The organism is Arthrobacter sp. MYb224 (assembly GCF_002975455.1).
In the GTDB taxonomy this organism is placed as follows: Bacteria; Actinomycetota; Actinomycetes; order Actinomycetales; family Micrococcaceae; genus Glutamicibacter.
On sequence record NZ_PCPU01000005.1, the window covers coordinates 325,108 to 346,692 of the forward strand.

At 63.0% G+C, this 21,585-nt stretch carries 18 protein-coding genes and 1 tRNA gene; all 19 read right to left on the reverse strand.

Annotation, left to right across the window (positions count from 1 at the left end):
- Window positions 1-117: 117 nt before the first annotated feature.
- Entirely contained in the window at window positions 118-939 is an 822-nt protein-coding gene (locus tag CQ017_RS12080) for a Bax inhibitor-1/YccA family protein (RefSeq protein ID WP_096287733.1), read from the reverse strand.
- Window positions 940-1,728: 789 nt separating this feature from the next.
- Window positions 1,729-1,810, reverse strand: a tRNA-Leu gene (locus tag CQ017_RS12085).
- A 119-nt stretch (window positions 1,811-1,929) separates the two neighbouring features.
- On the reverse strand, window positions 1,930-3,312 hold the full coding sequence (locus CQ017_RS12090; protein WP_105553909.1) for an NAD(P)/FAD-dependent oxidoreductase: 1,383 nt from the start codon (window positions 3,310-3,312) through the stop codon (window positions 1,930-1,932).
- 252 nt (window positions 3,313-3,564) lie between these two features.
- Window positions 3,565-5,094, reverse strand: a complete 1,530-nt coding sequence (locus CQ017_RS12095; protein WP_258133613.1) for a S8 family serine peptidase — start codon at window positions 5,092-5,094, stop codon at window positions 3,565-3,567.
- A 60-nt stretch (window positions 5,095-5,154) separates the two neighbouring features.
- Window positions 5,155-6,081 carry a Ppx/GppA phosphatase family protein gene (locus CQ017_RS12100; RefSeq protein WP_105553911.1) on the reverse strand — a complete coding sequence of 309 codons (927 nt, stop codon included), beginning with the start codon at window positions 6,079-6,081 and terminating at the stop codon, window positions 5,155-5,157.
- A complete protein-coding gene (locus CQ017_RS12105; RefSeq protein ID WP_105553912.1) occupies window positions 6,078-6,770 on the reverse strand; it encodes a DUF501 domain-containing protein in 693 nt (230 codons plus the stop codon). The genes CQ017_RS12100 and CQ017_RS12105 overlap by 4 nt, the downstream gene beginning before the upstream one ends.
- Before the next feature lie 56 nt (window positions 6,771-6,826).
- Entirely contained in the window at window positions 6,827-7,660 is an 834-nt protein-coding gene (locus CQ017_RS12110; protein ID WP_105553913.1) for a septum formation initiator family protein, read from the reverse strand.
- 101 nt (window positions 7,661-7,761) lie between these two features.
- The gene (gene eno, locus CQ017_RS12115; protein ID WP_105553914.1) at window positions 7,762-9,042 is read right to left on the reverse strand and encodes a phosphopyruvate hydratase; all 1,281 of its coding nucleotides are present in this window, start codon (window positions 9,040-9,042) and stop codon (window positions 7,762-7,764) included.
- Between the two features lie 108 nt (window positions 9,043-9,150).
- Window positions 9,151-9,819 carry a MazG nucleotide pyrophosphohydrolase domain-containing protein gene (locus CQ017_RS12120; protein ID WP_105553915.1) on the reverse strand — a complete coding sequence of 223 codons (669 nt, stop codon included), beginning with the start codon at window positions 9,817-9,819 and terminating at the stop codon, window positions 9,151-9,153.
- A gap of 13 nt (window positions 9,820-9,832) precedes the next feature.
- Window positions 9,833-10,384 (reverse strand): pyridoxamine 5'-phosphate oxidase family protein, encoded by a 552-nt coding sequence (locus tag CQ017_RS12125; RefSeq protein ID WP_096287809.1) that lies wholly within the window; start codon window positions 10,382-10,384, stop codon window positions 9,833-9,835.
- Between the two features lie 112 nt (window positions 10,385-10,496).
- Window positions 10,497-11,678: an adenosine deaminase gene (locus CQ017_RS12130; protein ID WP_374954812.1), complete on the reverse strand. Its 1,182-nt coding sequence runs from the start codon at window positions 11,676-11,678 to the stop codon at window positions 10,497-10,499.
- Window positions 11,679-11,780: 102 nt separating this feature from the next.
- The gene (locus CQ017_RS12135; protein WP_105553917.1) at window positions 11,781-12,455 is read right to left on the reverse strand and encodes a DedA family protein; all 675 of its coding nucleotides are present in this window, start codon (window positions 12,453-12,455) and stop codon (window positions 11,781-11,783) included.
- Window positions 12,456-12,760: 305 nt separating this feature from the next.
- Window positions 12,761-14,074, reverse strand: a complete 1,314-nt coding sequence (locus CQ017_RS12140) for a thymidine phosphorylase (RefSeq protein ID WP_096287753.1) — start codon at window positions 14,072-14,074, stop codon at window positions 12,761-12,763.
- A 60-nt stretch (window positions 14,075-14,134) separates the two neighbouring features.
- On the reverse strand, window positions 14,135-14,545 hold the full coding sequence (locus CQ017_RS12145) for a cytidine deaminase (protein WP_096287755.1): 411 nt from the start codon (window positions 14,543-14,545) through the stop codon (window positions 14,135-14,137).
- Between the two features lie 8 nt (window positions 14,546-14,553).
- Window positions 14,554-15,825, reverse strand: coding sequence for an ABC transporter permease (locus CQ017_RS12150; protein ID WP_096287811.1), 1,272 nt, complete (start codon window positions 15,823-15,825; stop codon window positions 14,554-14,556).
- Between the two features lie 5 nt (window positions 15,826-15,830).
- On the reverse strand, window positions 15,831-17,063 hold the full coding sequence (locus CQ017_RS12155; RefSeq protein WP_374954995.1) for an ABC transporter permease: 1,233 nt from the start codon (window positions 17,061-17,063) through the stop codon (window positions 15,831-15,833).
- Window positions 17,060-18,694: an ABC transporter ATP-binding protein gene (locus CQ017_RS12160; RefSeq protein ID WP_105553918.1), complete on the reverse strand. Its 1,635-nt coding sequence runs from the start codon at window positions 18,692-18,694 to the stop codon at window positions 17,060-17,062. The genes CQ017_RS12155 and CQ017_RS12160 overlap by 4 nt, the downstream gene beginning before the upstream one ends.
- A 123-nt stretch (window positions 18,695-18,817) precedes the next feature.
- Entirely contained in the window at window positions 18,818-19,906 is a 1,089-nt protein-coding gene (locus CQ017_RS12165) for a BMP family protein (RefSeq protein WP_105553919.1), read from the reverse strand.
- A gap of 263 nt (window positions 19,907-20,169) precedes the next feature.
- Complete coding sequence (locus CQ017_RS12170; RefSeq protein ID WP_105553939.1) at window positions 20,170-21,366, reverse strand: amidohydrolase; 1,197 nt, start codon at window positions 21,364-21,366, stop codon at window positions 20,170-20,172.
- Between the last annotated feature and the right edge of the window lie 219 nt (window positions 21,367-21,585).

A 21,585-nucleotide genomic window follows, 5' to 3' on the forward strand; every position in this document is an offset into this window, starting at 1 on the left:
CTCTAAGTTACCGTGAGTTCCGCGCCGCACCGGGATCCATGTCGGTATTGTGACACAAAAAACAGAACCAGTGCCCGTATTGGGCACTGGTTCTCAAAATCTATTCCAATATGGTTATTACTCTTCGCGCAGAATAGCCAGAATGCGCAGAATCTCGGTGTAGAGCCAGACCAGGGTCATGGTCAGGCCGAAGGCACCGCGCCAAGCCATGATGGCCGGGGCGCCCTGGCGGGAAAGCTCCTCGATCATGGTGAAGTCGGAAACAAGCGCGTAGGTCGCAAGCAGGACCGCAACGACACCGATGATGACGCCGAGCATACCGCTGCGCATGCCGAACATGCCGTCAACCGTACCGGTCATCATCATGACCATATTGACCAGCGAGAAGACCACCATGCCGATCATCGCGATCATGAACATCTTGTTCAGCTTCGGGCTCATCCGGTACTTGCCCGAGCGGTACAGCGCCAAGGTCACGCCGGCGACGCAGAAGGTCGCGACGACCGCCTGGATTGCGACACCCGGGTATAGCCCGTTCAGGAACTGCGACAAGCCGCCGAGGAACAAGCCCTGGGCTACTGCGTACAAAAGAATGAGTGCCGGCGATGGCTTCTTCTTGAACACGTTGACCAGGCCCAGCACGAAACCGACCAGCGCGCCTGGCAACATCAGGATTGGCACAGCCCAGCCCGCTGCGGCGCCAAGCACAACAAGTCCCAAGGTAAGGATGGTCTTGTTGATGGTGTCACCGACCGTCATGCGACCGGTGTCGTGGCTAGTGGCCGATGGCTGCTGGTACATGCCCTGCAACTGGTCGGCGCTGAGGTTGCCGGATTCGTGGAATCCGACCGGACTGCCTGCATTGGAGCCAGTGCCCCAGTTTGCAGACTGGTTCTTGGAACCGAAGATCGGGTTACCGCTCAACCTGAATTCCCCCATAAGTCGTTTGTTCAAGCACAAGCCCATCGCCTGTGTCCTGCTACCGATCTTATTTGGGTTTGCTGTGAATCGGCTCAGCCATAGGGATGATATCGATATATTTAGCCTGAATTATGCCTAGAGCGTGTGCATCTTCCGCTTCGCTTCATGGTTAGGCCGCTAGCCACGTTAATTGCGAGCGACAGAACTTCAATCCCATCCCCTTTGACCCCGGCAGCATGGGGGAATTTTTGCATGCAGCGTCGCAATGCAGAGCCAGAGGGAATCGCCTCGTGGAGATGGCCTCCTGCAAGTGGCGGCCCCGCCGATAGCAATGGCCTTGTGTGGTTTCAGTACCGTCCGATGCGGAAAACTAGGCCGTCCTGGCTTGCTTCCGCGCGATTCATGAGCTCTTAATGTGATCCATTTTTCTGCATTAGCAATGGCGCGGCGAATTCCAACGTGTTTTTTCGAGGGCTGGGCTACGGGGAAATTGAATCCTGGCGTTCGCCAATACCCGGCATGCTCGACGTCGCCATAGCAACCCGGGGCCGGGACGTACAGTCGTTGGAACGCGTTGCTTGGGGCCTCATGAGCCAATCCAAGTGGCAGAATCCAACTCTGGAATTTGTTCCTGAGCTCCGCGGAACCAGGACGCTTCAGCGTCGTCTGTACTCGGTCGGTGGCCGAAGGACTGATGTAGATCCGCTTTGCCAGAATCGACAAGTCAACTGCAAAGCACCAGTATTCAAGCAAAGCAAAGGCCGCTACTTCCCCGTGTTTACAGGTAAGTAGCGGCCCTTTCACAGGTGCCCCCAGTGGGACTCGAACCCACAAGCCTTTCGGCAGCTGATTTTAAGTCAGCCGTGTATGCCAATTCCACCATGAGGGCAAGACTCTAAAATCTTACGCGATCAGATCGTAAAATCTGAAATTCCCGCATCGATCAGTGCCACAGGGGCCAGAAGTAGCTTCCGGCCCCTGTGGCGGTCATTCGTCGATCAAAACAGCTTACTTCGCTGAAGTAGCCTTCTTGGGATTAGCCGATTCTTCGAAGGCCACGCGAGGGGTCTCCAAGTTGTTCAGCTGCACCGCGTCGCGCGAGAAGAACCAAGCAACCATCCAGTCGCCCAGGACGCGGAACTTGCGCTCGAAGGTTGGCATGGCCATACCGTGGTATCCGCGGTGTGCCATCCAAGCTGGCCAGCCCTTGAGTTTCAGGCCAACTACCTTGGCGACGCCCTTGTTCTGGCCGAAGCCTGCAACTGCGCCGAGGTTCTTGTGCTTGTATTCCTTGATGGTGCCTACGCCGTAGCGCGATGCATACAGGTTCTTCGCCAGCAGCTTGGCCTGGCGCACTGCGTGCTGTGCGTTCGGCACGCAGGTGCCATCCGGCAGACCGCCGGTGACGTCCTTCACGGCCGAGATATCGCCGGCAGCCCAGGCGCCGTCCAACGGGTTGCCGTTCTCATCCTTGATCCGCAGATCGGTGCGGGTCTCGATGCGGCCGCGCTGTTCGATTGGGAAATCGGTGGAGCGCACCATCGGGTTCGCCATGACACCGGCGCACCAGATCAAGGTGTCTGTGCCGAATTCGCCGGCTGGGGACTTGTCTGCCATATTGATCAGCTGCAGGTTTCCGTCGGTGGCATCTGCCAGCGAGGTGTTCAGCAGGACCTCGATACCGCGGCTGCGTAAGTGGTCAACAACCCACAAGGCCTGCTCTTCGGTAACTTCCGGCATGATGCGGCCCATCGCCTCAACGAGAACAAAGCGGACTTCCTTCTCATCGACGCGGTCGTTGAGCTTGACCAGGTGACGAGCCATGTCTTCAAGTTCGGCAATGGTTTCGATGCCAGCGAAGCCGCCACCAACCACAACGAAGGTCAGCGCGCGCTTGCGTGCAACCGGATCGGTCATATTCGCTGCGGACTCTATGCGTTCGGCAACCTTGTTGCGCAGGGCTACCGCTTCTTCGATGGTCTTCAGTCCGATGCCTGCATCGCCCAGTCCCGGAATCGGGAAGGTGCGGGTGATGGCGCCAGCGGACATCACGATATCGGTGTATTCCAGTTCGAATTCTTCACCGCTGACCGGTGCGACAACAGCCTTCTTGCTAGCGTGGTCAATGCTCAGCACACGGCCGTTAACCAGCTCGGAGTGCTTCAGGTGCGCACGGTGGGAGACCACTGCGTGGCGTGGTTCGATATTGCCACCTGCAACTTCTGGCAGGAATGGCTGGTAAGTCATGTATGGGTTCGGGTCTACGACGGTGACGATGCCACCGTGGTCCTTGACCTTCTTCTGCAACTTCATCGCGACGTAAAGGCCAACATAGCCACCGCCAACGACAAGAATGCGCGGACGCTTCTGGGAGCTTTCGATGATCGACATACTCTTGATTCTACGCGGAATATCGGAGTTAGTGAAAACATTCACTAACTTTCTCTGTTGCCTTCGTCTCTACGCCCGCACAAGTTCCTGCCGCGGCGGAGCGCACCGGGAGAATTCCGCGCTTTCCAGCTGAAAACCTACCCTGGAAACGGTCATCGGACACCGGGCGCCTACCGCCACGGGTTAACCCGAACTGGCGGTGAGCCAAAGGAGTTCTATCTCCTTTGGCTCACCGCCAGCAACAAGTTTCGGCTACTTATCGTCTTCCGGGATTTCGTCGAATAGATCGCGCCCATCGCCCGACTTGCCGACCTGCAATTTACTCAGGGCCGCGAGCTCGGCTTCACGGATTTTCTTTTGCCGTCGGGCACGAATTCCTACCTGCGCTCCCCCGCCGAGGAGTACCAGCACCAGCAGGATTCCACCGCCGAGCACAATCACCGGCTGCAGTGCCGGGGCCGAGTCATCGAGAAGGATCGGTTCGGGAGCCGCTACGGGATCCAGCGTCGACTTCTCCATGGAGACCCCTGGATCCGGCGCCTCGGTCTTTTCATCTGAATTTCGGCGATGGATCCGAATCCACTCGGTAATGGTGTTCATTGGATTAGTCTCGGCCACCGGCACATTTGCGGTCAGCGCCGCGTGCGCATCGATAATGCCGTAACCGTACAGATTGTCCACACCGGCCGCGCCGGTGTCCTTGGCGGTCTGCAGGATTCGGTTGATCACCTGTGGCGCTTTCATCTCCGGATGCTCGGCGCGAATCAGCGCGGCCACGCCGGCGACCAGCGGCGCAGCGCCCGAGGTACCGGACCAGCGGGCGTATCCGCCGCCGGGCAGGCCTCCGACGAGCTGTTCGGCGGGAGCGGCGACACCGATGGAGATACCCTCGGTGGAGGAATCCTTCGAAGCCTTGCCCGACTCATCGACCCCGGCGACCGTCAGCACGCCGGGGATCGTTGCCGGGGCACCGACCTGGCTCATCCCGCCCGAACGGTTGCCCGCGGCGGCCACGATGACCACATCCTTGTCCTCCGCGTACTTGAACGCGTCATCCCAGCTTTCGGGCCACGCCGGCGAGGTGGAGCCAAGGGACATGTTGATCACCTTCGCGCCGGAATCAACTGCCCAGCGCACCGCCTTGGGGATCTGCTCCTCGACGGGAATGCCCGAAGGGTTTTCCCCGCCCATCCACAAGGACACCGAAAGCAGATCGGCTTCCGGAGCGACGCCGAGCACTCCGTCATTGCCCGCACGCAGGGGCGGCACCTTCTCGTATTCGGGTTCCTCGGGGACTTCTACCGGCTCTTCGTCGTCCGCTTTGTCTTCATTTTTTTCTTCGGCGTTCTTCTTCGCGCGTTCCCACGCGGCCTTCAGCCGTTCGTTCTCGGACTTGATCCGCTCAATTTCTTGCTTATTGTTGCCGCGCCCGCCCAGCAAGGTGGCCACCAGGGTTCCGTGCTCGCTCATCACACCGATCGGCCTATCGCCCTTAGGCCCGCCGGAACCAGACATGTCCGCCCCGCCGGCGATCGCGCCCTTCAGATCAGGGTGGCTGGTATCGATGCCGGTATCGATGATAGCGACCTTGACGCCTTTGCCCTTGGTGACCTTGTGCGCCTCGGTAATGCCCTGGGCCGCCAACCAGTATTCGCTGCTGCGGATATCGTCCGCATGGGCCGGAGCGGCGCCAAGCACCGTAGCCCCGGCCAGTAGCGCCGCCAACACGGCAGCCAACAAGGTACGCGCCGCGACGGGCTTGCCGGTAGTCAAGTGACCCACGATCATCTCCTCGCAAGGGGCTCCGGCATGCCGGGCCAGTAGGGCTAGAACTGCAGTTGGCTAGTTACGCGCGGCCGAGGCCGTGATTCCATCGAGAATATCGTGCTCCGAGGCGATCAACGTCATCGGACGGTTTTGGCTGGTTCGTTCGAGGTAACCCAGAATGCGTTCCACGATCAACGCGCCGGCCTGAATCACATCCACGCGTCCCGGATGTATGAAGCCCAACGCTTCGCGTTCCGCACGGCTATAGGAGAGCATTTCACCGGTGGCTCGGCGCATCTGCGGGAAAGAAAGCTGGGCGCCGTGGATGGCTGCCGAATCATAGGCGCTCAACTTCAGCGCCTGCGCGGTGAGGGTGGTAAAGGTACCGGCCACCACGATCACCGTATCCACCTGGGACACATCGACTCGGCCGTCCAGCGTGGCCAGCGTGTCATCGATGAACTCGATCGCCCCGTCGCGGTCGGCAAAGCGTTCGGTCACCCGCACGCAACCCATATCCAGCGAGGCCGCGGCCAGCGGTCCGGAATCGTCGCCGAGGACAAATTCGGTGGAACCGCCGCCAAGATCAATGACCAGCAGCTGGCCGTCCTTGGCGTGGCGCACCGAGGCCGCGCCGGTAAAGGACAGGCTCGCTTCTTCATCTCCGGTGATCACCTCGGGGCTCACGCCCAGGATGCCGGTGACGGTGGACAGGAAGACCTCGCGGTTCGAGGCATCACGCGCCGCGCTGGTCGCCGCAAAACGGATCTGCTGGACTGAATGCTCATCGCACAATGCCTTGTACTCGCGCACCGCGGCGAAGGTACGTTCCAAAGCTTCGGGAGCGAACCCGCCGGTGGCGTCCACGTCCTGGCCCAGCCGAACCACGCGCATGGTGCGCACGACGTCACGCAGCTGCACGCCGTCGGACTCAACGGTGGCATCCGCAATCAGCAGGCGGATGGAGTTCGTCCCGCAGTCGATTCCCGCTACGCGCATCAGGCTTGATCCGCTTCGGTGGCTTCGCGCTCGGCACGCTTGCGTGCGCGCTCGGCGCGTTTCACCGCCGGGTCAACCCGCTCTTGGGTCTTCACATGGCGCGATCGATCCAGGCTCGGAGCCTCGCCGGTGGTATCCCAGGCGCCTTCGCAGAAGCATTTGTCCTTGGTCCACCATTCCGCGATCCCCGCGATGGCCTCGTCACCCAGCGGGTTCACGCCCTCGCCGGCCGCCAGCGAATGCCCCACGAGCACATGCAGGCACTTCACCCGGCTCGGCATGCCGCCGGCCGAGACGCCGTCGATCTCCGGGACCGCCCCGGTGCCCGAACGCTCGCCGATCGCCTCGCGGTTCGCCAGATAGGACTCGTGCGCCGACACATAGTCGGCGGCCAGCTGCGAATCCTCGCCCAAGCGATCGTTCATGGCGCCCATCAGCCCGGCGGCTTCCAGCCGGGACACCGCGGCGGTGATGACCGGATGCGCCAGGTAGTAGGTGGTCGGGAAGGGGATGCCGCTGGAAAGCCGCGGGGCGGTGGTCGCCACCAGCGGATTGCCGCACACGCAGCGTGCACCGATCTCCACCACATCGCGTACCGGACGGTTCAGCTGGCGGCTGAGCGTATCCAGGTCCTGCTCGCTGGGAACACGTCCGGCGGCATCGAGGGCTTCGCGGATTGGCTTATCAGTCAAGTTATCGTCTTTTCGCGTCGTGTGGTTCGTCCCTGGTGCAGGGAGCCGGTAAGTTATCAGTCGGTCGCCGAGCGATGCACCGAATCGAGCAGCGCATCAACCCATGGAAGATCGGCGCGCACCTCATAGGTGCTGCCATTGCTTGTTTGGACTTCTTCCTCAGCTGGAAGTTCGCCCACCACCTTGTACAGCTTTTCGCCCGGCATCACCAAGTTTATCCGTTCGCGGGCCTGCTGCTTGATATACAGCGGGTCGTCCCAACGTGCGATCTCGGCCTTCAGATCGTCGCGCTGCTGCTCCTTCGCGCTGATCGAGGCACGCAGTTCGTTGATTTCGGTCATTTGGGTGCGGTAGAAGTTCACCGTGGGCACCAGCATCACGGCGAAGAACGCGAGCACTACCAGCAGTGCGGCCACGCGTCCGGAGAAGCGATGGGCCGCCACCGGTTCGCCGGCTGGCGGCTGGCTGTGGGCCTCGGCCTTCTCCCCCGGCTTGCGGCGGACTGCGGCGGAGAACTTCACCCGGTCATCGCGGCGGCGTTCGCTCTGCTTCTCCTTGGCACGTTCGCGCAGCGGCGCCTTCGGTTTCCCCGCGGCGGGCTTGGCTGGCCGCGGCGCCGCGGGCGCGCCAGAAGAACCGGTGCCAGCTGTTTTGCGTTCCGGGGATGGAGCCGTCCGCGCCCTGCGCGCCGCCGGAGCATTCCTTTTCGCGCTGGGTACCACGTGCAACGCGTCGGTGGCTGGCTCCGCCTGGTGGGCCCCACTGGTTTCACTGCGCGCGCCGGCTTCCGGTGCTTCGTCTATTTCGCTACGCTCACCGGAGTCAGCTTCCGGTTTCCCGGTGCTTGCTGGGGTGTTTCGTCGCGGCATGCGCGGTGGTCGCTGCGCCATACTCCCCCATTCAAACTCGTACTTCCAACGGTATCTCCATTAAATAACGATAAGCCCGTCGGTATCCAACTACCGACGAGCTTATTCGTTTTATCTGAAGATTAGCTGTTGAAACGCGGGAACGCACTGGTTCCTGCGTAAACTGCTGCCTCGCCCAGGTCCTCTTCGATGCGCAGCAGCTGGTTGTACTTTGCTACGCGCTCGCTTCGGGCCGGGGCACCGGTCTTGATCTGGCCGGCGTTGGTGGCCACGCAGATCTCGGCGATGGTGACATCTTCGGTCTCGCCCGAACGGTGCGAGGTGATGGTGGTGTAGCCGGCACGCTGGGCCATCGAGATGGCGTCCAGGGTCTCGGTGAGGGTGCCGATCTGGTTCACCTTGACCAGCAGCGAGTTCGCCGTATTGGTCTTGATGCCCTGAGCCAGGCGTTCCGGGTTGGTGACGAAGAGGTCATCGCCGACCAGCTGCACCTTGTCGCCGATGTTGTCGGTCAGGGTCTTCCACCCTTCCCAGTCGTTCTCATCCAGCGGATCCTCGATGGATACCAGCGGGAAGTCGGCAACCAGCGAGGCGTAGTAATCGCTCATCTGCTGTGCGCTGCGCGCTTCGCCTTCGAACTGGTAGGCGCCGTTCTCGTAGAACTCCGAGGAGGCCACGTCCAGCGCCAGGGCAATGTCCTTGCCCGGGGTGTAGCCGGCGCGCTTGATGGCTTCGGTGATCAGTTCCAGTGCGGCGCGGTTGCTTGGCAGGTTCGGCGCGAAGCCGCCCTCGTCGCCCAGCCCGGTGGACAGCTTCTTTTCCTGCAGTACCGACTTGAGGTTGTGGTAGACCTCGACGCCCCAGCGCAGGCCTTCGGAGAAGGTATCGGCGCCCAGCGGAGCGATCATGAATTCCTGGATGTCCACATCGGAGTCGGCGTGCGAGCCGCCGTTGAGGATGTTCATCAATGGCACCGGCAGCACGTGGGCGTTTGGGCCGCCCAGGTACTTGAACAGTGGCAGGTTGGCGCTGGCGGCCGCGGCGTTGGCCACGGCCAGGGAAACGCCCAAGATGGCGTTGGCGCCGAGCTTCGACTTGTTGGCGGTGCCGTCCAACTCGATCATCGCCTGGTCGATGGAGCGCTGGTCTGTGGCGTCCAGGCCCTCCAACTCATCGGCGATCTCTTCGATTACCGACCCAACGGCGCCCAAGACGCCCTTGCCGAGGTAGCGCTTCTTGTCTCCGTCGCGACGTTCCGCGGCTTCGAACTGGCCGGTGGAAGCACCGGATGGAACCGCGGCGCGGCCATGGGCACCATCGGTAAGTAGGACCTCGACCTCAACGGTCGGATTTCCGCGGGAATCAAGAATTTCGCGCGCGTGAATGGCGTCAATCAATGCCATGAGTAAGGACTCCTTGTATAAAGGGGTTGTCTAAGGGCTGGTCGATCCAGCGGTCCGATCGACCGTTGGCACCATTGCCTGTTCCCTAGCCTAGCGCTTCACCCCTTGTTAGGGCGACGTTGTTTCGCGCTTCGTTCCAGCATAATTTTTCGCCAGCGCGTCGCGCAGCACCGTTTCGGCATCCAAGCCAAGCTCCTCGGCCCGCGCCGAGAGGGCCAGCAGTTCGGAACTAAGGCTCTGCGCGTCATGCACCCGCCCCCGGATTTCGCGGGTGGGCTCCGGCAGTTTCGCGGCCCCCGCACGCCGGTGCCGGTCCAGCAGCTTTTGCGCCAGCGCCAGCGAGGGAAGACCGGCGGGAAGCCCGGCATTCTTACGCCGCGGCGCCCCGGCGCGTTCGGACTGCTTGGCCGCATCCCAAATCCGGATGATCTCAGCGATGTCCGTGGTGATCACCGGTTCGAGCCCACCCTGGGCATCGAAGACATGCCGGTTGCGGCGTTGCAGCTTGTCGGCCAACGCCTTGGCCACCTCCTGCAGGCCGAAGTGCTCCCGTTCCTCGGCGATCCGCGCATGGAGCAGGATCTGGAAGAGCAAGTCCCCGAGCTCCTCGCACAATAGCTGCGCATCCTGCGCGCCAATCGCGTCGAGCACCTCATAGGATTCCTCGATCAGGTAGGTGCGCAGGGACTCATGGGTCAACGCGCCGGTCCAGGCGCAGCGCTCCCGCAAGGTCCCGACGATCCAGATCAGCCGGTCTAATTCGCTCTCGCTTTGCATGCCTACAAGCTAATCACATGGATGCGGGCAGCCCGGGCAGACCATCGATGCTCAGCGAATTCTTCTGCGTGCGGTACTCTTCCATGCCCGCGGCGCCTTTTTTCTCGGCCTGCAGGCGCAGCAGCTCCCGTTCCCCGGCGAGCTCCATCACCGGTACTCCCCAACCGCAGGAGTCGCTGATCCGGGTGAGCTGAACCGAAATCACCGCGCGGGTGCTTGGATGCTCCGGGTGCAAGGCAACAACCTTCTCGAAGATTTCCTCGCCCGGCAGGTGAACCGCCCCGCGCCCGTGCAGGCGCACGATGCGTGGCCGGTCGTCGAAGGAATTGAACATCAGGCACACCCGGGCGTTTTCCCGGATATGCGCGATGGTTTCCACCCCGCTGCCGGTGTAGTCCACCCAGGCCACCTGGTTCGGGCCCAGCACCGAAAAGGAGTCATGCCCGCGCGGGGAGATGTTCACATGCCCTTGGTCCGATAGCGGCGCGGTGGCCACGAACCACATCGGCTGCCGTTGAATCCAGGTCTTCAGGTTCTCGTCTATGCCCTCAAAGATTTTGCCCACAAATTCGAGCATAGTGCATCGATTTCGGCTCCCGCCACCCTGCCTCGGGCAGGGTTAAACGTCGCAAGGGCCACCGGTTCGGTGGCCCTTGCGCGAATGATTGCGTCGAGAACTAGATCTCTTCGTAATCCTCGTCGTCGTCCTCATCGTCGTCTTCGTCGAGCAGGTCGGCGTAGTAGTCGTTGATGTATTCGACCAGCAGTTCACGCATTTCCAGCGGCACGAAGGCCGCCTCGGCGGCGTTCAGCGTCAGATCCAGCAGGTCTTCGAGATCGTAGTCGAAGGCCTCGACCAGCAATTCGAATTCATCGGACAGGCCCGTGCCGCTCATCAGCCGGTTGTCCGGGGAGATGGTGACGTTGAACCCGGTCTGCACCAGCAGGTCGATCGGGTGGGATTCGATTCCCTCGCCGAATCCGGCGGTGGCGCCGGTCTGCAGGTTCGAGGACGGGCAGATTTCCAGCGGAATGCCGCGTTCGCGCACCCAGTTGGCTACCGGGCCCAAGGAAACCAGTCCGGTGTCCTGGTCCAGGGTTTCCCCGTCGTCGTCCACGCCGCCGAACTCGATTTCGATATCTTCCGCGACGCGTACGCCGTGGCCCAAGCGGGTGGCGCGGCCGACCAGGATTGCATCCTTGATCGAGTCCAGCCCGGCGGCCTCGCCTGCGTGCACGGTGGCGGGGAAGAGATTCTCGGCCAGCAGGTCGAAGGCGTCCTTCATGCGCGAAGGCGGGAACCCATCCTCGGGGCCGGCGATGTCGAATCCGACCACGCCCCGTCCGCGGTGGCGCAAGGCCAGCTGGGCGATCTCCAGGCCGCGGTCTGCTTGGCGCATGGCGGAGAGCAGCTGGCCAACCTGAATCGGGTGGCCCTCGTTGTTCAGCGTCTCGCAGGCCTGATCCAGCCCTTCCTGCACGGCGTCGACGACGTCGTCCAGGCTCAGCCCCTCGCGCAGGTGCTGCTCGGGTGCGTAGCGCACCTCGCCGTAGATCACGCCGTCGGCCGCGAGGTCTTCGACGAATTCGCGAGCCACGCGGATCAGCGCATCGCGGGTCTGCATTACGGCCAGGGTGTGGTCAAAGGTTTCCAGGTAGCGTGGCAGCGAACCGGAGTCGGCCGATTCACGGAACCATTCACCCAAGGCTTCGGCGTCGGTGGCCGGCAGCTCGTGGCCGACCTCCGCTGCCAAGTCGATGATGGTTTGCGGGCGCAAGCCACCGTCAAGGTGGTCATGCAGCGAAACTTTGGGCAGATCCCGGAAGTCGAACTCGGGATCATAGGCAAGATGAATCATTTCTTCAGTCACAGGTCGAGCCTAGTCGCAATTCCTCCGCACAGATAGTTCTGCTGGGTAAAGATCTGCGAGCCGCTATGTGACCATCGTCAAGCCGGCGGGTTAACCCTGTTCGCGCTCGGGCGGGACCAGCTCCAGCGCCCCGGAGGTTTCGGCCGCTGCGCCGTTCTGCGTGCGCCGCTTGTACCGGGCAAACACCCGATTGACCAACAGGTCGATGAGGTAGCCCAGCAGCACCGCGAGCACCACCGAGACGATGATTCCCAGCAGTTTGTTATGCGCCAGCCAATTGCCCGCCAACGCTCCGATGCCCACCGAATAGGCGCCCCAGGTGACGCAGCCGATGATGTCGAAGAGGGTAAAGCGGCGGTGGCTGAAGCCCGTGGCGCCCGCCGTCAAATTCACCGCGACGCGGCCCACGGGGATATAGCGTGCGGTGAAAATCAGCAGCGCCCCTGAGGTCTGGAGCTTGCGCGCGGAAAAATTCAGCACGCGTTGCGCCCGCTTTCCGCGCATCCACGCGAAGCCGCGCGCCCCGAGCTTGCGGCCGATCAGGAAGGTGATCTGGTCCCCCACGATGGCCCCGGAAATGCCAAGCACTGCAATCAATACCAGGTTGGGCGACCCGGTGTTCACGCCCACGGCGGCCAGCGAGACCAGGAAGGACTCGGAGGGCACGATCGGAAAAAACGCATCGATCATGCAGAACAGAAACAACAGCGGCAGCACCCACCATGCGCTTGCTGCCTGCGTGATCGCCTCGTTGACCAGTTCCATTAATCTCTGCTTCTTCCCCCGGGCTTGCGCCTGACGCGCCGTGATTACATTCTCACTCGAGAACTCGCACCGATGCATCCGACCGTCGTCGCATAATGAATTTTATCCATCCACACCCACGGGTGGAGACATCTGTCCAACGATTGAACACCGCCTTCCGGTTCCCGGGAGTTTGCCGGGAGCTAGAGCCGCGCGCGGAGCAGCGGTTCACGACCACCGCGAAAAACGACAGCGGCACCCGACCACGGCGTGGGTCAGGTGCCGCTTCGCGCTGCAGGGATTCCGGCGCGCTCGCGGAAGTTCGGCTACTTCGCGGCAATCCGATCGAAGATCAGGCGGGTGTCCGCCCGGTCGGTATCCGAACCGATCAGGATCGACTTTTCCACCAGTTCGATGGCGCGCGGCAGCTTCTGCGGGGTATCGGTCAGCAGCGTCGCGATCGGCTGCCCGCGGCGCACCAAGGCGCCGGGCTTCACATGCAAGCGCACACCGGCACCTGCCTGCACCGAATCCTCCTTGCGGGCACGCCCCGCGCCCAGGAACCACGCCGCCAAGCCGATATCCATCGCGTCGAGCTTCAGCAGCGCGCCCTCGGCCGGCGCGTAGACGGTATGCGATTCGGTGGCCACCGGAAGCTTCGCGTCCGGGTCGCCGCCCTGGGCGATGATCATCTGCCGCCAGCGGTCCATCGCCTGGCCGTTGCCCAGCGCGGCGCGCACGTCAACGCCCTTGATCCCGGCACCGGCGAGCATCTCGGTGGCCAAGGCCACGGTCAGCTCGACCACGTCCTCCGGCCCGCCGCCGGCGAGCACCTCAACGGATTCCTCGACCTCGATCGCATTGCCGGCGGTCAACCCGAGCGGGGTGTCCATATTCGTCAGCAAGGCGACGGTATTCACCCCGGAATCGGTGCCCAGGTAGACCATGGTTTCGGCGAGCTCGCGGGCCATCGCCTCGTCCTTCATGAAGGCGCCGGAACCGACCTTCACATCCAGGATCAGCGTGCCGGTGCCTTCGGCGATCTTCTTGCTCATAATCGAGGAGGCGATCAGCGGCAGCGAGTCCACGGTGGCGGTCACATCCCGCAGCGCGTACAGCTTCTTATCCGCCGGGGCCAGCCCGGTGCCCGCGGCGCAGATCACCGCGCCGGCACCCGAAAGCTGGGCGAACATCTCCTCGTTGGTCAATGCCGCACGCCACCCCGGAATGGCTTCGAGCTTATCCAGGGTGCCTCCGGTGTGGCCCAGGCCGCGGCCGGAGAGCTGCGGGACGGCCACCCCGAAGCTGGCGACCAGCGGTGCCAGCGGCAGCGTGATCTTATCCCCCACCCCGCCGGTGGAGTGCTTGTCGGTGGTGGCCAGCCTCTTGCCGTTGGCATCGGTCAACCCGGAGAAGTCCATGCGTTCGCCCGAGTTGATCATCGCGTGGGTCCAGCGCGAAATTTCCGAACGGTTCATGCCGCGGAAGAAGATTGCCATATTCAGCGCGGACATCTGCTCTTCGGCGATGGCGCCGCGGGTGTACGCCTCGATGGTCCAGTCGATCATCTCGCCGCTGAGTTCCCCGCCATCGCGTTTGGTGCGGATGATATCGACGGCACTAAATTTTTCGGCAGCCATAATCTGGTTCCTTACTCGTCAATTTCTCGGAGGTGACTTCGCTACGCAAAAGCGCGCGGGTCACAAGGCAATATCGTTCGGGCCAAAGGCGTAGGGCAGCAGCTGTTCCATGGTGAGGATGCCGGTATCGGTTTTGATCAGCATGTCGGCACCCCGGTGCTCGAAGAGCAGTTGGCGGCAGCGCCCGCAGGGGGTGATCAGTTCGACCTTGCCCGCCTCCAGCTGGCCGAAACAGACAAAGTACGCCAGCTGGCCGCCGCCGGTGGCGAACATTTCGCCGACCATGGCGCACTCGGCGCACAGGGTCACCCCGTAGGCGGCGTTTTCGATATTGCACCCCGAGACGATTCGCCCATCGGTGGTTTGCGCCGCGGCGCCCACCCGGAACTTCGAGTAGGGTGCATAGGCCGTGGACAGCGCCGCCGCGGCCGCAGCTTCGAGCTGCGACCACGGCGCGGTGTTGTTTTCCATGGGGATTGTCATTCCTTCACATACGGTTCGCCGACGGCCGCCGGGCCACGCGAGCGGCCCACCAGTCCGGCGACGGCGAAGATCGTGACCAGATACGGCATCATCGCCATGAACTGGCTTGGCACCGGTGTGCCGATAATCGTCAAGATCACCTGCAGGTTATCCGCGAAGCCGAAGAGCAGCGCGGCGGCGAAGGCTCCGATCGGGTTCCAGCGTCCGAAGATCACCGCGGCCAGCGCGATGAAGCCGCGGCCGCCGGAAATCTCCTTGGTGAAGGAATCGATCGCCACCAGGGTGAAGAACGAGCCGCCGATGCCGGCGACGATGCCGCCGAGGGTGACGTTCCAGAAGCGGGTGGCGTTGACCTTGATGCCCAGGGTGTCCGCGGCCTTCGGGTGTTCGCCCACCGCACGCACGCGCAGCCCCCAACGGGTTTTGAACAGGCCGAACCAGACCAGGAAGACCGCCACGTACATCAGGTAGCCGATCAGCGACTGCTTGAACAGGATCGGGCCGATCACCGGGATGGCGCTCAACCCGGGGATCGCGATGATCGGCAGGTGGGCCGGCGAGTTGAACAGTTCCGGATCTTCCTGCATCACCGTGGTGAAGAGGAACCCGGTGATGCCCGAGACCAGCACGTTGAGCACCACGCCGACGATGATCTGGTTGACCAGGTACTTGATTGCGAAGACCGCGAGCACCAGGGAAACCAGCGCGCCGGCGATGCCCGCGGCGATCAGCCCGGCGAAGGCGTTTTTGGTCACCGAGGCGACGATCGCCGCGGTGAACGCGCCACCGAGCAGCTGGCCCTCGATGGCGATGTTGACCACGCCGGCACGTTCGCAGAGCACTCCGGAGAGCGAACCGAAGACCAGCGGCACCGCGAGCACCACCGCGCCGGCCAGCAGGCTGGCCAGCGAAATGCTGTTGATATTCGCCCCGGAGACCACCCAGATCAGGAAGCCCAGGACGAAGAGCACCGCGGCGATCACCACCGCCCAGGTCGGCAGGGCCTGCCCCTTGGCGCGCAGCCTCCAGGAATAGGCCGCCAGGGCCACCAGCAGCACCCCGAAGACGATATTCGTGGCCATGCCCGGGAAGACCAGGTCCGGAATCGTGAACGCGTCGGTGGCGGTGCTCAGCGAGAAGTGCGCCGCCTGGCTGCTGCCTAGGAAGCCGAAGCTGATCAGCGTGATCAGTGCGATGACGCTGAGCACGATTGGGGTTTTCTTGCTCGGCAACAGCGTGATCGACGGTTGCAGGCCTTGAGTCGTCATGGTGGTCACTTGGCACCTGCCTTGGTGGTTTCGGCGACGCGCGCGCGTCGCTTGGGGTTCATGCCGAAGATCGATTTCACCAGCGGCGGAGCGGCGATGAACAGCACGATCAGCGACTGCACCACGAGCACGATGTCGATTGGGGTGCCGGTGGAGATCTGCATATTGACCGCACCGGCGCGGAAGGCGCCGAACAGCAGTCCGGCGAAGAAGGTCCCCCACGGGGTGGAGCGGCCCAGCAGCGCCACGGTGATCGCGTCGAAGCCGAGCGAGCCGGCCACACCGGCGGTGAGCACCTTCTCGGTGCCGGCCACCTGGGCGACGCCGGCGGCACCGGCCAGCGCGCCGGCGAAGGCCATCGCCAGCATGGTGGTCCGTGCGACGTTCACCCCGGCGGTCCGTGCGGCCTGCGGGTTATGCCCTACCGCGCGGAATTCGAAGCCGAGGGTGGAGCGCTTGAGCATCCAGGCCACCAGCACCGTCAGCCCGATCGCCATGACGAACCCCAGGTGCAACCGGGAACCGGGCATCGCCGGGAAGGTCGCGTTGGCGTCGAGGATCGGGGAGATCGGGTTCGTCTCGCCGGGACGGCGGAAGGCGGTGGTGTTCATCAAGAAGTCCAGCAGGTACAGCGCCACGTAGTTGAACATGATCGTCAAGATCACCTCGTGCGCGCCGGTGCGGGCCTTGAGCAGGCCCACCAACCCGCCCCACAGCGCGCCGCCGAGCAGCCCGAAGATGATCACCAGCAGCAGGTGCAGCACCAGCGGCAGGTGCCAGGCGAACCCGACATAGCCGGCCATCGTGGCCCCGATGATGATCTGCCCCTGGGCACCGATGTTGAACATGCCCGCGCGGAAGGCCAGGGCAACGCCCAGGCCAGCGCAGATCAGCGGGGTGGAGACCGTCAGGGTCTCCAGGAACGGGGAGAAGCCCCGTGCGGAGTTGTAGATGGAGCCGTTGAACAGCGCCACGTAGCTTTCGGTTCCCGCGCGCCACAGCTGGGAGAAGAAATCGCTGGGTCGGGCGAAGATGTAGCTGGAGGTCTCGATGACCTTCTTGTCGGTGACCGCTACCAGCAGGCCGCCGATGACCAGGGCGACGATCACGCCGAGCAGCGAGACGATGCCCGGGCCCTGGGTGATCTTGCGGAAGAGCTCGTTGTTCGCCCGCCCGCCATCGGGCTGCGCTGCCGGCTTCTCGGCGGTCGGCATCTCGCCGATGGGGTTCTCGCTCACTGCGCTTCTCCTTCCGCTGCGTTGCTTTCGCCCGGCGCTGCTTGGCCGGGCTGCTTGGTTTCCACCGGCACCGGGGTCGCCTCGACGGGTTCGGCATCCGCCTTCACGTGCCCGGCCTGGCTGGTCGCATCCTCCTGGGAGACTCCGGCCATCATCAGGCCGAGCACCTCGCGGGAGGTGTCCCCCGGCACGATGCCGTTGATCTTGCCCTTGTAGAGCACCGCGATCCGGTCCGCCAGCTCCATCACCTCGTCCAGCTCGGTGGATACGATCAGCACCGGGGTGCCCTTGTCGCGTTCGGCGACGATGCGCCGGTGCAGGAACTCGATGGAGCCCACATCCACGCCGCGGGTGGGCTGCGAGGCGATGAACAGCTTCAAATCGCGGCTCAGCTCGCGGGCCATCACCACCTTCTGCTGGTTGCCGCCCGAAAGGCTGGACGCCGGGTTCAGCGGGTTGTCGGTGCGCACGTCGAAGTCGGCGATCTGCTTGGTCGCGTTCTTCTTCATCGCCTCCAGATTCATCGAAATCCCCTTGCCGAAGGGCTTTCGGTCGTACAGGTCCAGGATCAGGTTCTCTTCGATGGAGAACTGGGTGACCAGCCCGTGCACCGAGCGGTCCTCGGGGACAAATCCCACGCCAGAGCGCAGCACCGCCTTGACCGATTGGCCGACCAGTTCCTGCCCGTCGAGCTTGATCGATCCGGCATTCACCGGCTGGGTGCCGAGGATCGCCTCGGTCAGTTCGGTTTGCCCGTTGCCTTGCACCCCGGCCACGGCGAGGATCTCGCCCTTATGGATGTCGAAGGAGACCCGGTCCAAGGTGGTGGTGCCGGCCGGGTTGATGACGCTCAGCTCGCGCACCGCGAGACTGGCCTCCCCCGGGGTGCCCGCTTCCTTGTCCAGATTCAGCTGCACGGCGCGTCCGACCATCAGGTTGGCCAGCTCGGTGGTGGAGGTTTCGGGGGCGACCGAATCGACGACCAGGCCGCGGCGGACCACGGTGATCACATCGGAGACCGCGCGCACCTCGCGCAGCTTATGCGAGATGAACACGATCGAGGTGCCGTTGGCCTTGAGCTGGCGCATGATATCCAGCAGCTCGTCGGTTTCCTGCGGGGTCAGCACCGCGGTTGGCTCATCGAGGATGAGCACCTTCGCCTCGCGGACCAGCGCCTTGATGATTTCCACGCGCTGCTGCACGCCGACGGGCAAATCCTCGACGACCGCGTCCGGGTCGACGTTGAACCCATAGCGATCGGAGATTTCGCGGACCTTCTTGCGCGTGACCTGCAGGTCCAGCACGCCGCCGGCCTTGGTGGCTTCGGCGCCCAGGGCGATGTTCTCGGCGACGGTGAACACCGGGATCAGCATGAAGTGCTGATGCACCATGCCGATGCCGGCGGCCATGGCATCGCCGGGGCCGGAGAATGCCACCGGCTTGTCGTCGAGCAGGATGTGCCCCTCGGTCGGTTGGTACAGACCGTAGAGCACGTTCATTAGCGTGGACTTTCCCGCGCCGTTCTCACCGAGCAAGCAGTGGATCTGGGCATCATCGACGACGAGGTCGATGTCTTTGTTGGCGTAGAAAGAACCGAAGGCTTTCGAGATTCCTCGTAGTTCGAGTTTCACGATTCCACCATCTTTGTTATTCGGTTGCTGGCAGGTGGGCAGGCATAGAGCGCGTCACCTGCACACCGCTCAGGCGGTGAGCGGTGACGCGCTCGGATGACTTATTCTGTGGTGCGCCAAACCCTACTTAGGGCTGGCAGCCGATTCAACCTTCAGCTCACCGGAGATAATCGAGGCCTTCAGGGCCTCGAGCTCTGCCTTGGTTTCGTCGGAAACCTTGGAGTCGAAGTCGTGGAATGGAGCCAGGGCAACGCCCTCGTTCTCCAGCGTTCCGACATATGGGGTCGAATCGAAGTTGTCTGCGGCATCGGCGACGATGACCTCTTCGACGGCCTTATCCATGGTCTTGACCACCGAGGTGAGCATGACGTCCTTGTAGTCCGGCGCGGTCACGTAGCCGTCGGAGTCAACCCAAACCAGCTTGACGTCCTTGCCGGCCTTGTTGGCGTCCTGCACCGCAGCGCCGGCGCCCTTGCCTACCGGACCTGCCACAGGCATGACCACGTCTGCACCGTTGTCGATGAAGTTCTTGGTCACCTGCTTGCCCTTGTCCTGCTTTTCGAAGTCGCCGGTGAACGTGCCGTCCTGCTTCTTCTTGTCCCAGCCCAGCAGCTTGACGTCCTCGCCCTTGTCTTCGTTGAACTTGTCAACGCCGTCGGCGAAGCCGTCCATGAAGATGGTGACGGTAGGAATCTTGACGCCGCCGAAGGTGGCAACGGTGCCGGTCTCCGAGGCGGCAGCTGCCGCATAGCCGGCCAGGTAGGCTGCCTGAGCCGTGTCATAGATGATCGGCTTGACGTTTTCGATCTGCTCCTCGTACTGGAAGTCGACGATCGCGAAGTGCTTCTCCGGGTTAGCGGCAGCGGCTTCGGCGGTTGCGTCGCCGAGCAGGAATCCGACGGTGACCGTCAGATTGCAGCCGGCGTTCATCATGCCGGTGAGGTTGGTGGCGAAGTCGGCGTTCGACTTCGACTCCGCCTCGCGCGGGGTGAAGCCAATATCGTCGGCGGCGGCCAGCAGGCCGCGGTGCGAGGATTCGTTGAAGGACTGGTCGTCGAATCCGCCCGAGTCGGAAACGATGCAGCCAATGTAGTCAGAGTTGCCGGCAGCTCCGCCGGTTTCCTCTGGAGCGGCGCCACAGGCGCTCAATGCCAAAGCAGAAATGCCGAGCATGGCCGCGGCCATACCGGTCTTGCGCGATACGAAGCGCATCTAAACCTCCATGAGTGAAGTGCGAGATTACCGGGAGGCGAGGAACCTGTAACCCCACGAAGATGGCCTTCGCGAGCGGCACAAAAGTACTAGCTTTCCCATCGTTTCCATAGCCTATCGGAGATACGACAGAGGTAAAGACGTGGAAGATTGCAAACCGGTAACTTCCCGAACACGTAACGGCAAGCGCTTAACGTCAAACTCCAAGTCAGATGACGATTTGTTAATGCTTCAAAGAAGTGTTAAAAACTTTTGGGTTTCCCCTAGTTGGCCAGCGCTTCGTCGATGGCCTGCACCGCCGCGGCGGTCATTAAACGCACGCCCGTGCCGATGCATCGTTCATCTGGGTTATAGTCCCCGCGGTGCAGGTCGTAGGTCTTGCCTCCCGGAGTGCGGGTGCCAAGTCGCAACATTGCCCCCGGCACCTTCTGCGTCATCCAGGCAAAATCTTCTCCGCCCATGGACTGCGGGGTCAATTCGATCGCGGCCGCACCAAATTCTCGGCGACCGGCATCTTCGATCAACGCGGTTTCGCTCGGAGCGTTGATTACCGGCGGCACCCCGCGGGTGTGCTGCATCTTGATCTCCACCCCATAGGGGGCTGCCACCTGGCGGACCGTGGCATCGAGCAGCTCACCGGCCGCATACCAGACCTCGCCATCGAGGCAACGCATGGTTCCGGCCAGGTATCCGGTAGCGGGTATCGCATTCGGGGCGCTGCCGGCATGAATCTGCCCCCACACCACCGAGACGGCCGAGCGCACATCGACCTTGCGCCCGAGCACCGCCGGGACCTGGGTGGCGATCTGGCTCATTGCGAAGACGATGTCTTCGGTCAAATGCGGACGCGAGGTATGCCCGCCGCGGCCGTTGACCTCGATCCGAATGGTATCGCTGGCCGAGGTGATCGCGCCGATGCGGGTACCGATCTTGCCCACGTCGATCCGCGGATCGCAGTGCAGGGCCAGCACGCGTGGCACCTCATCCAGGATCCCCTGCTCGATCACCGACAGCGCGCCGCCGGGCAGTTTCTCCTCGGCAGGCTGGAAGATCACCCGAATTTTCCCGTGCAACGCCCCGGCCTCGTCCATCCGCTGCAATGCCAGCGCGACGCCGAGCATCACGGTGGTATGGATGTCGTGGCCGCAGGCGTGGGCCACCCCGTCGGTCAGCGAGGCGAAATCCAGTCCGGTTTCTTCCATCACCGGCAGCGCGTCGATATCCGCGCGCAGCCCGAGCCGGATCGGCCCCATCCCCACGTCGACGAATGCACCGGTCTGCTCCATGGCCACCGGTTCGAGCCCGGCGGCACGCAATGCCGCGAGAATTCGCGCGGTGCTCTGGTGCTCCGCGAAGGACAGTTCTGGGTTGCGGTGCAGCTCGCGGCGGAAGTCGATCAGCGCAGGCAGCAGCGGCTCGGTCCACGGTTGGACGGAAGCTAACTTGCCATTTTCATTCACGGTGGTCACCCCTGTGAGAATACGCCGTCGAGGAATCGGCGACCAGCTGGGCCGTAACCTTGAGCCTAATTACGCAATACAATCCCAGCCCAGGCCCCGGTTCATCGCGAACCGGGGCCAGGGGCACGGGACATTCGCTACTTGCCGCGGATCAGTTCGGCGCAGCGCTCACCGATCATCATCACCGTGAGATTCGGATTCACCGTCACCAACTCCGGC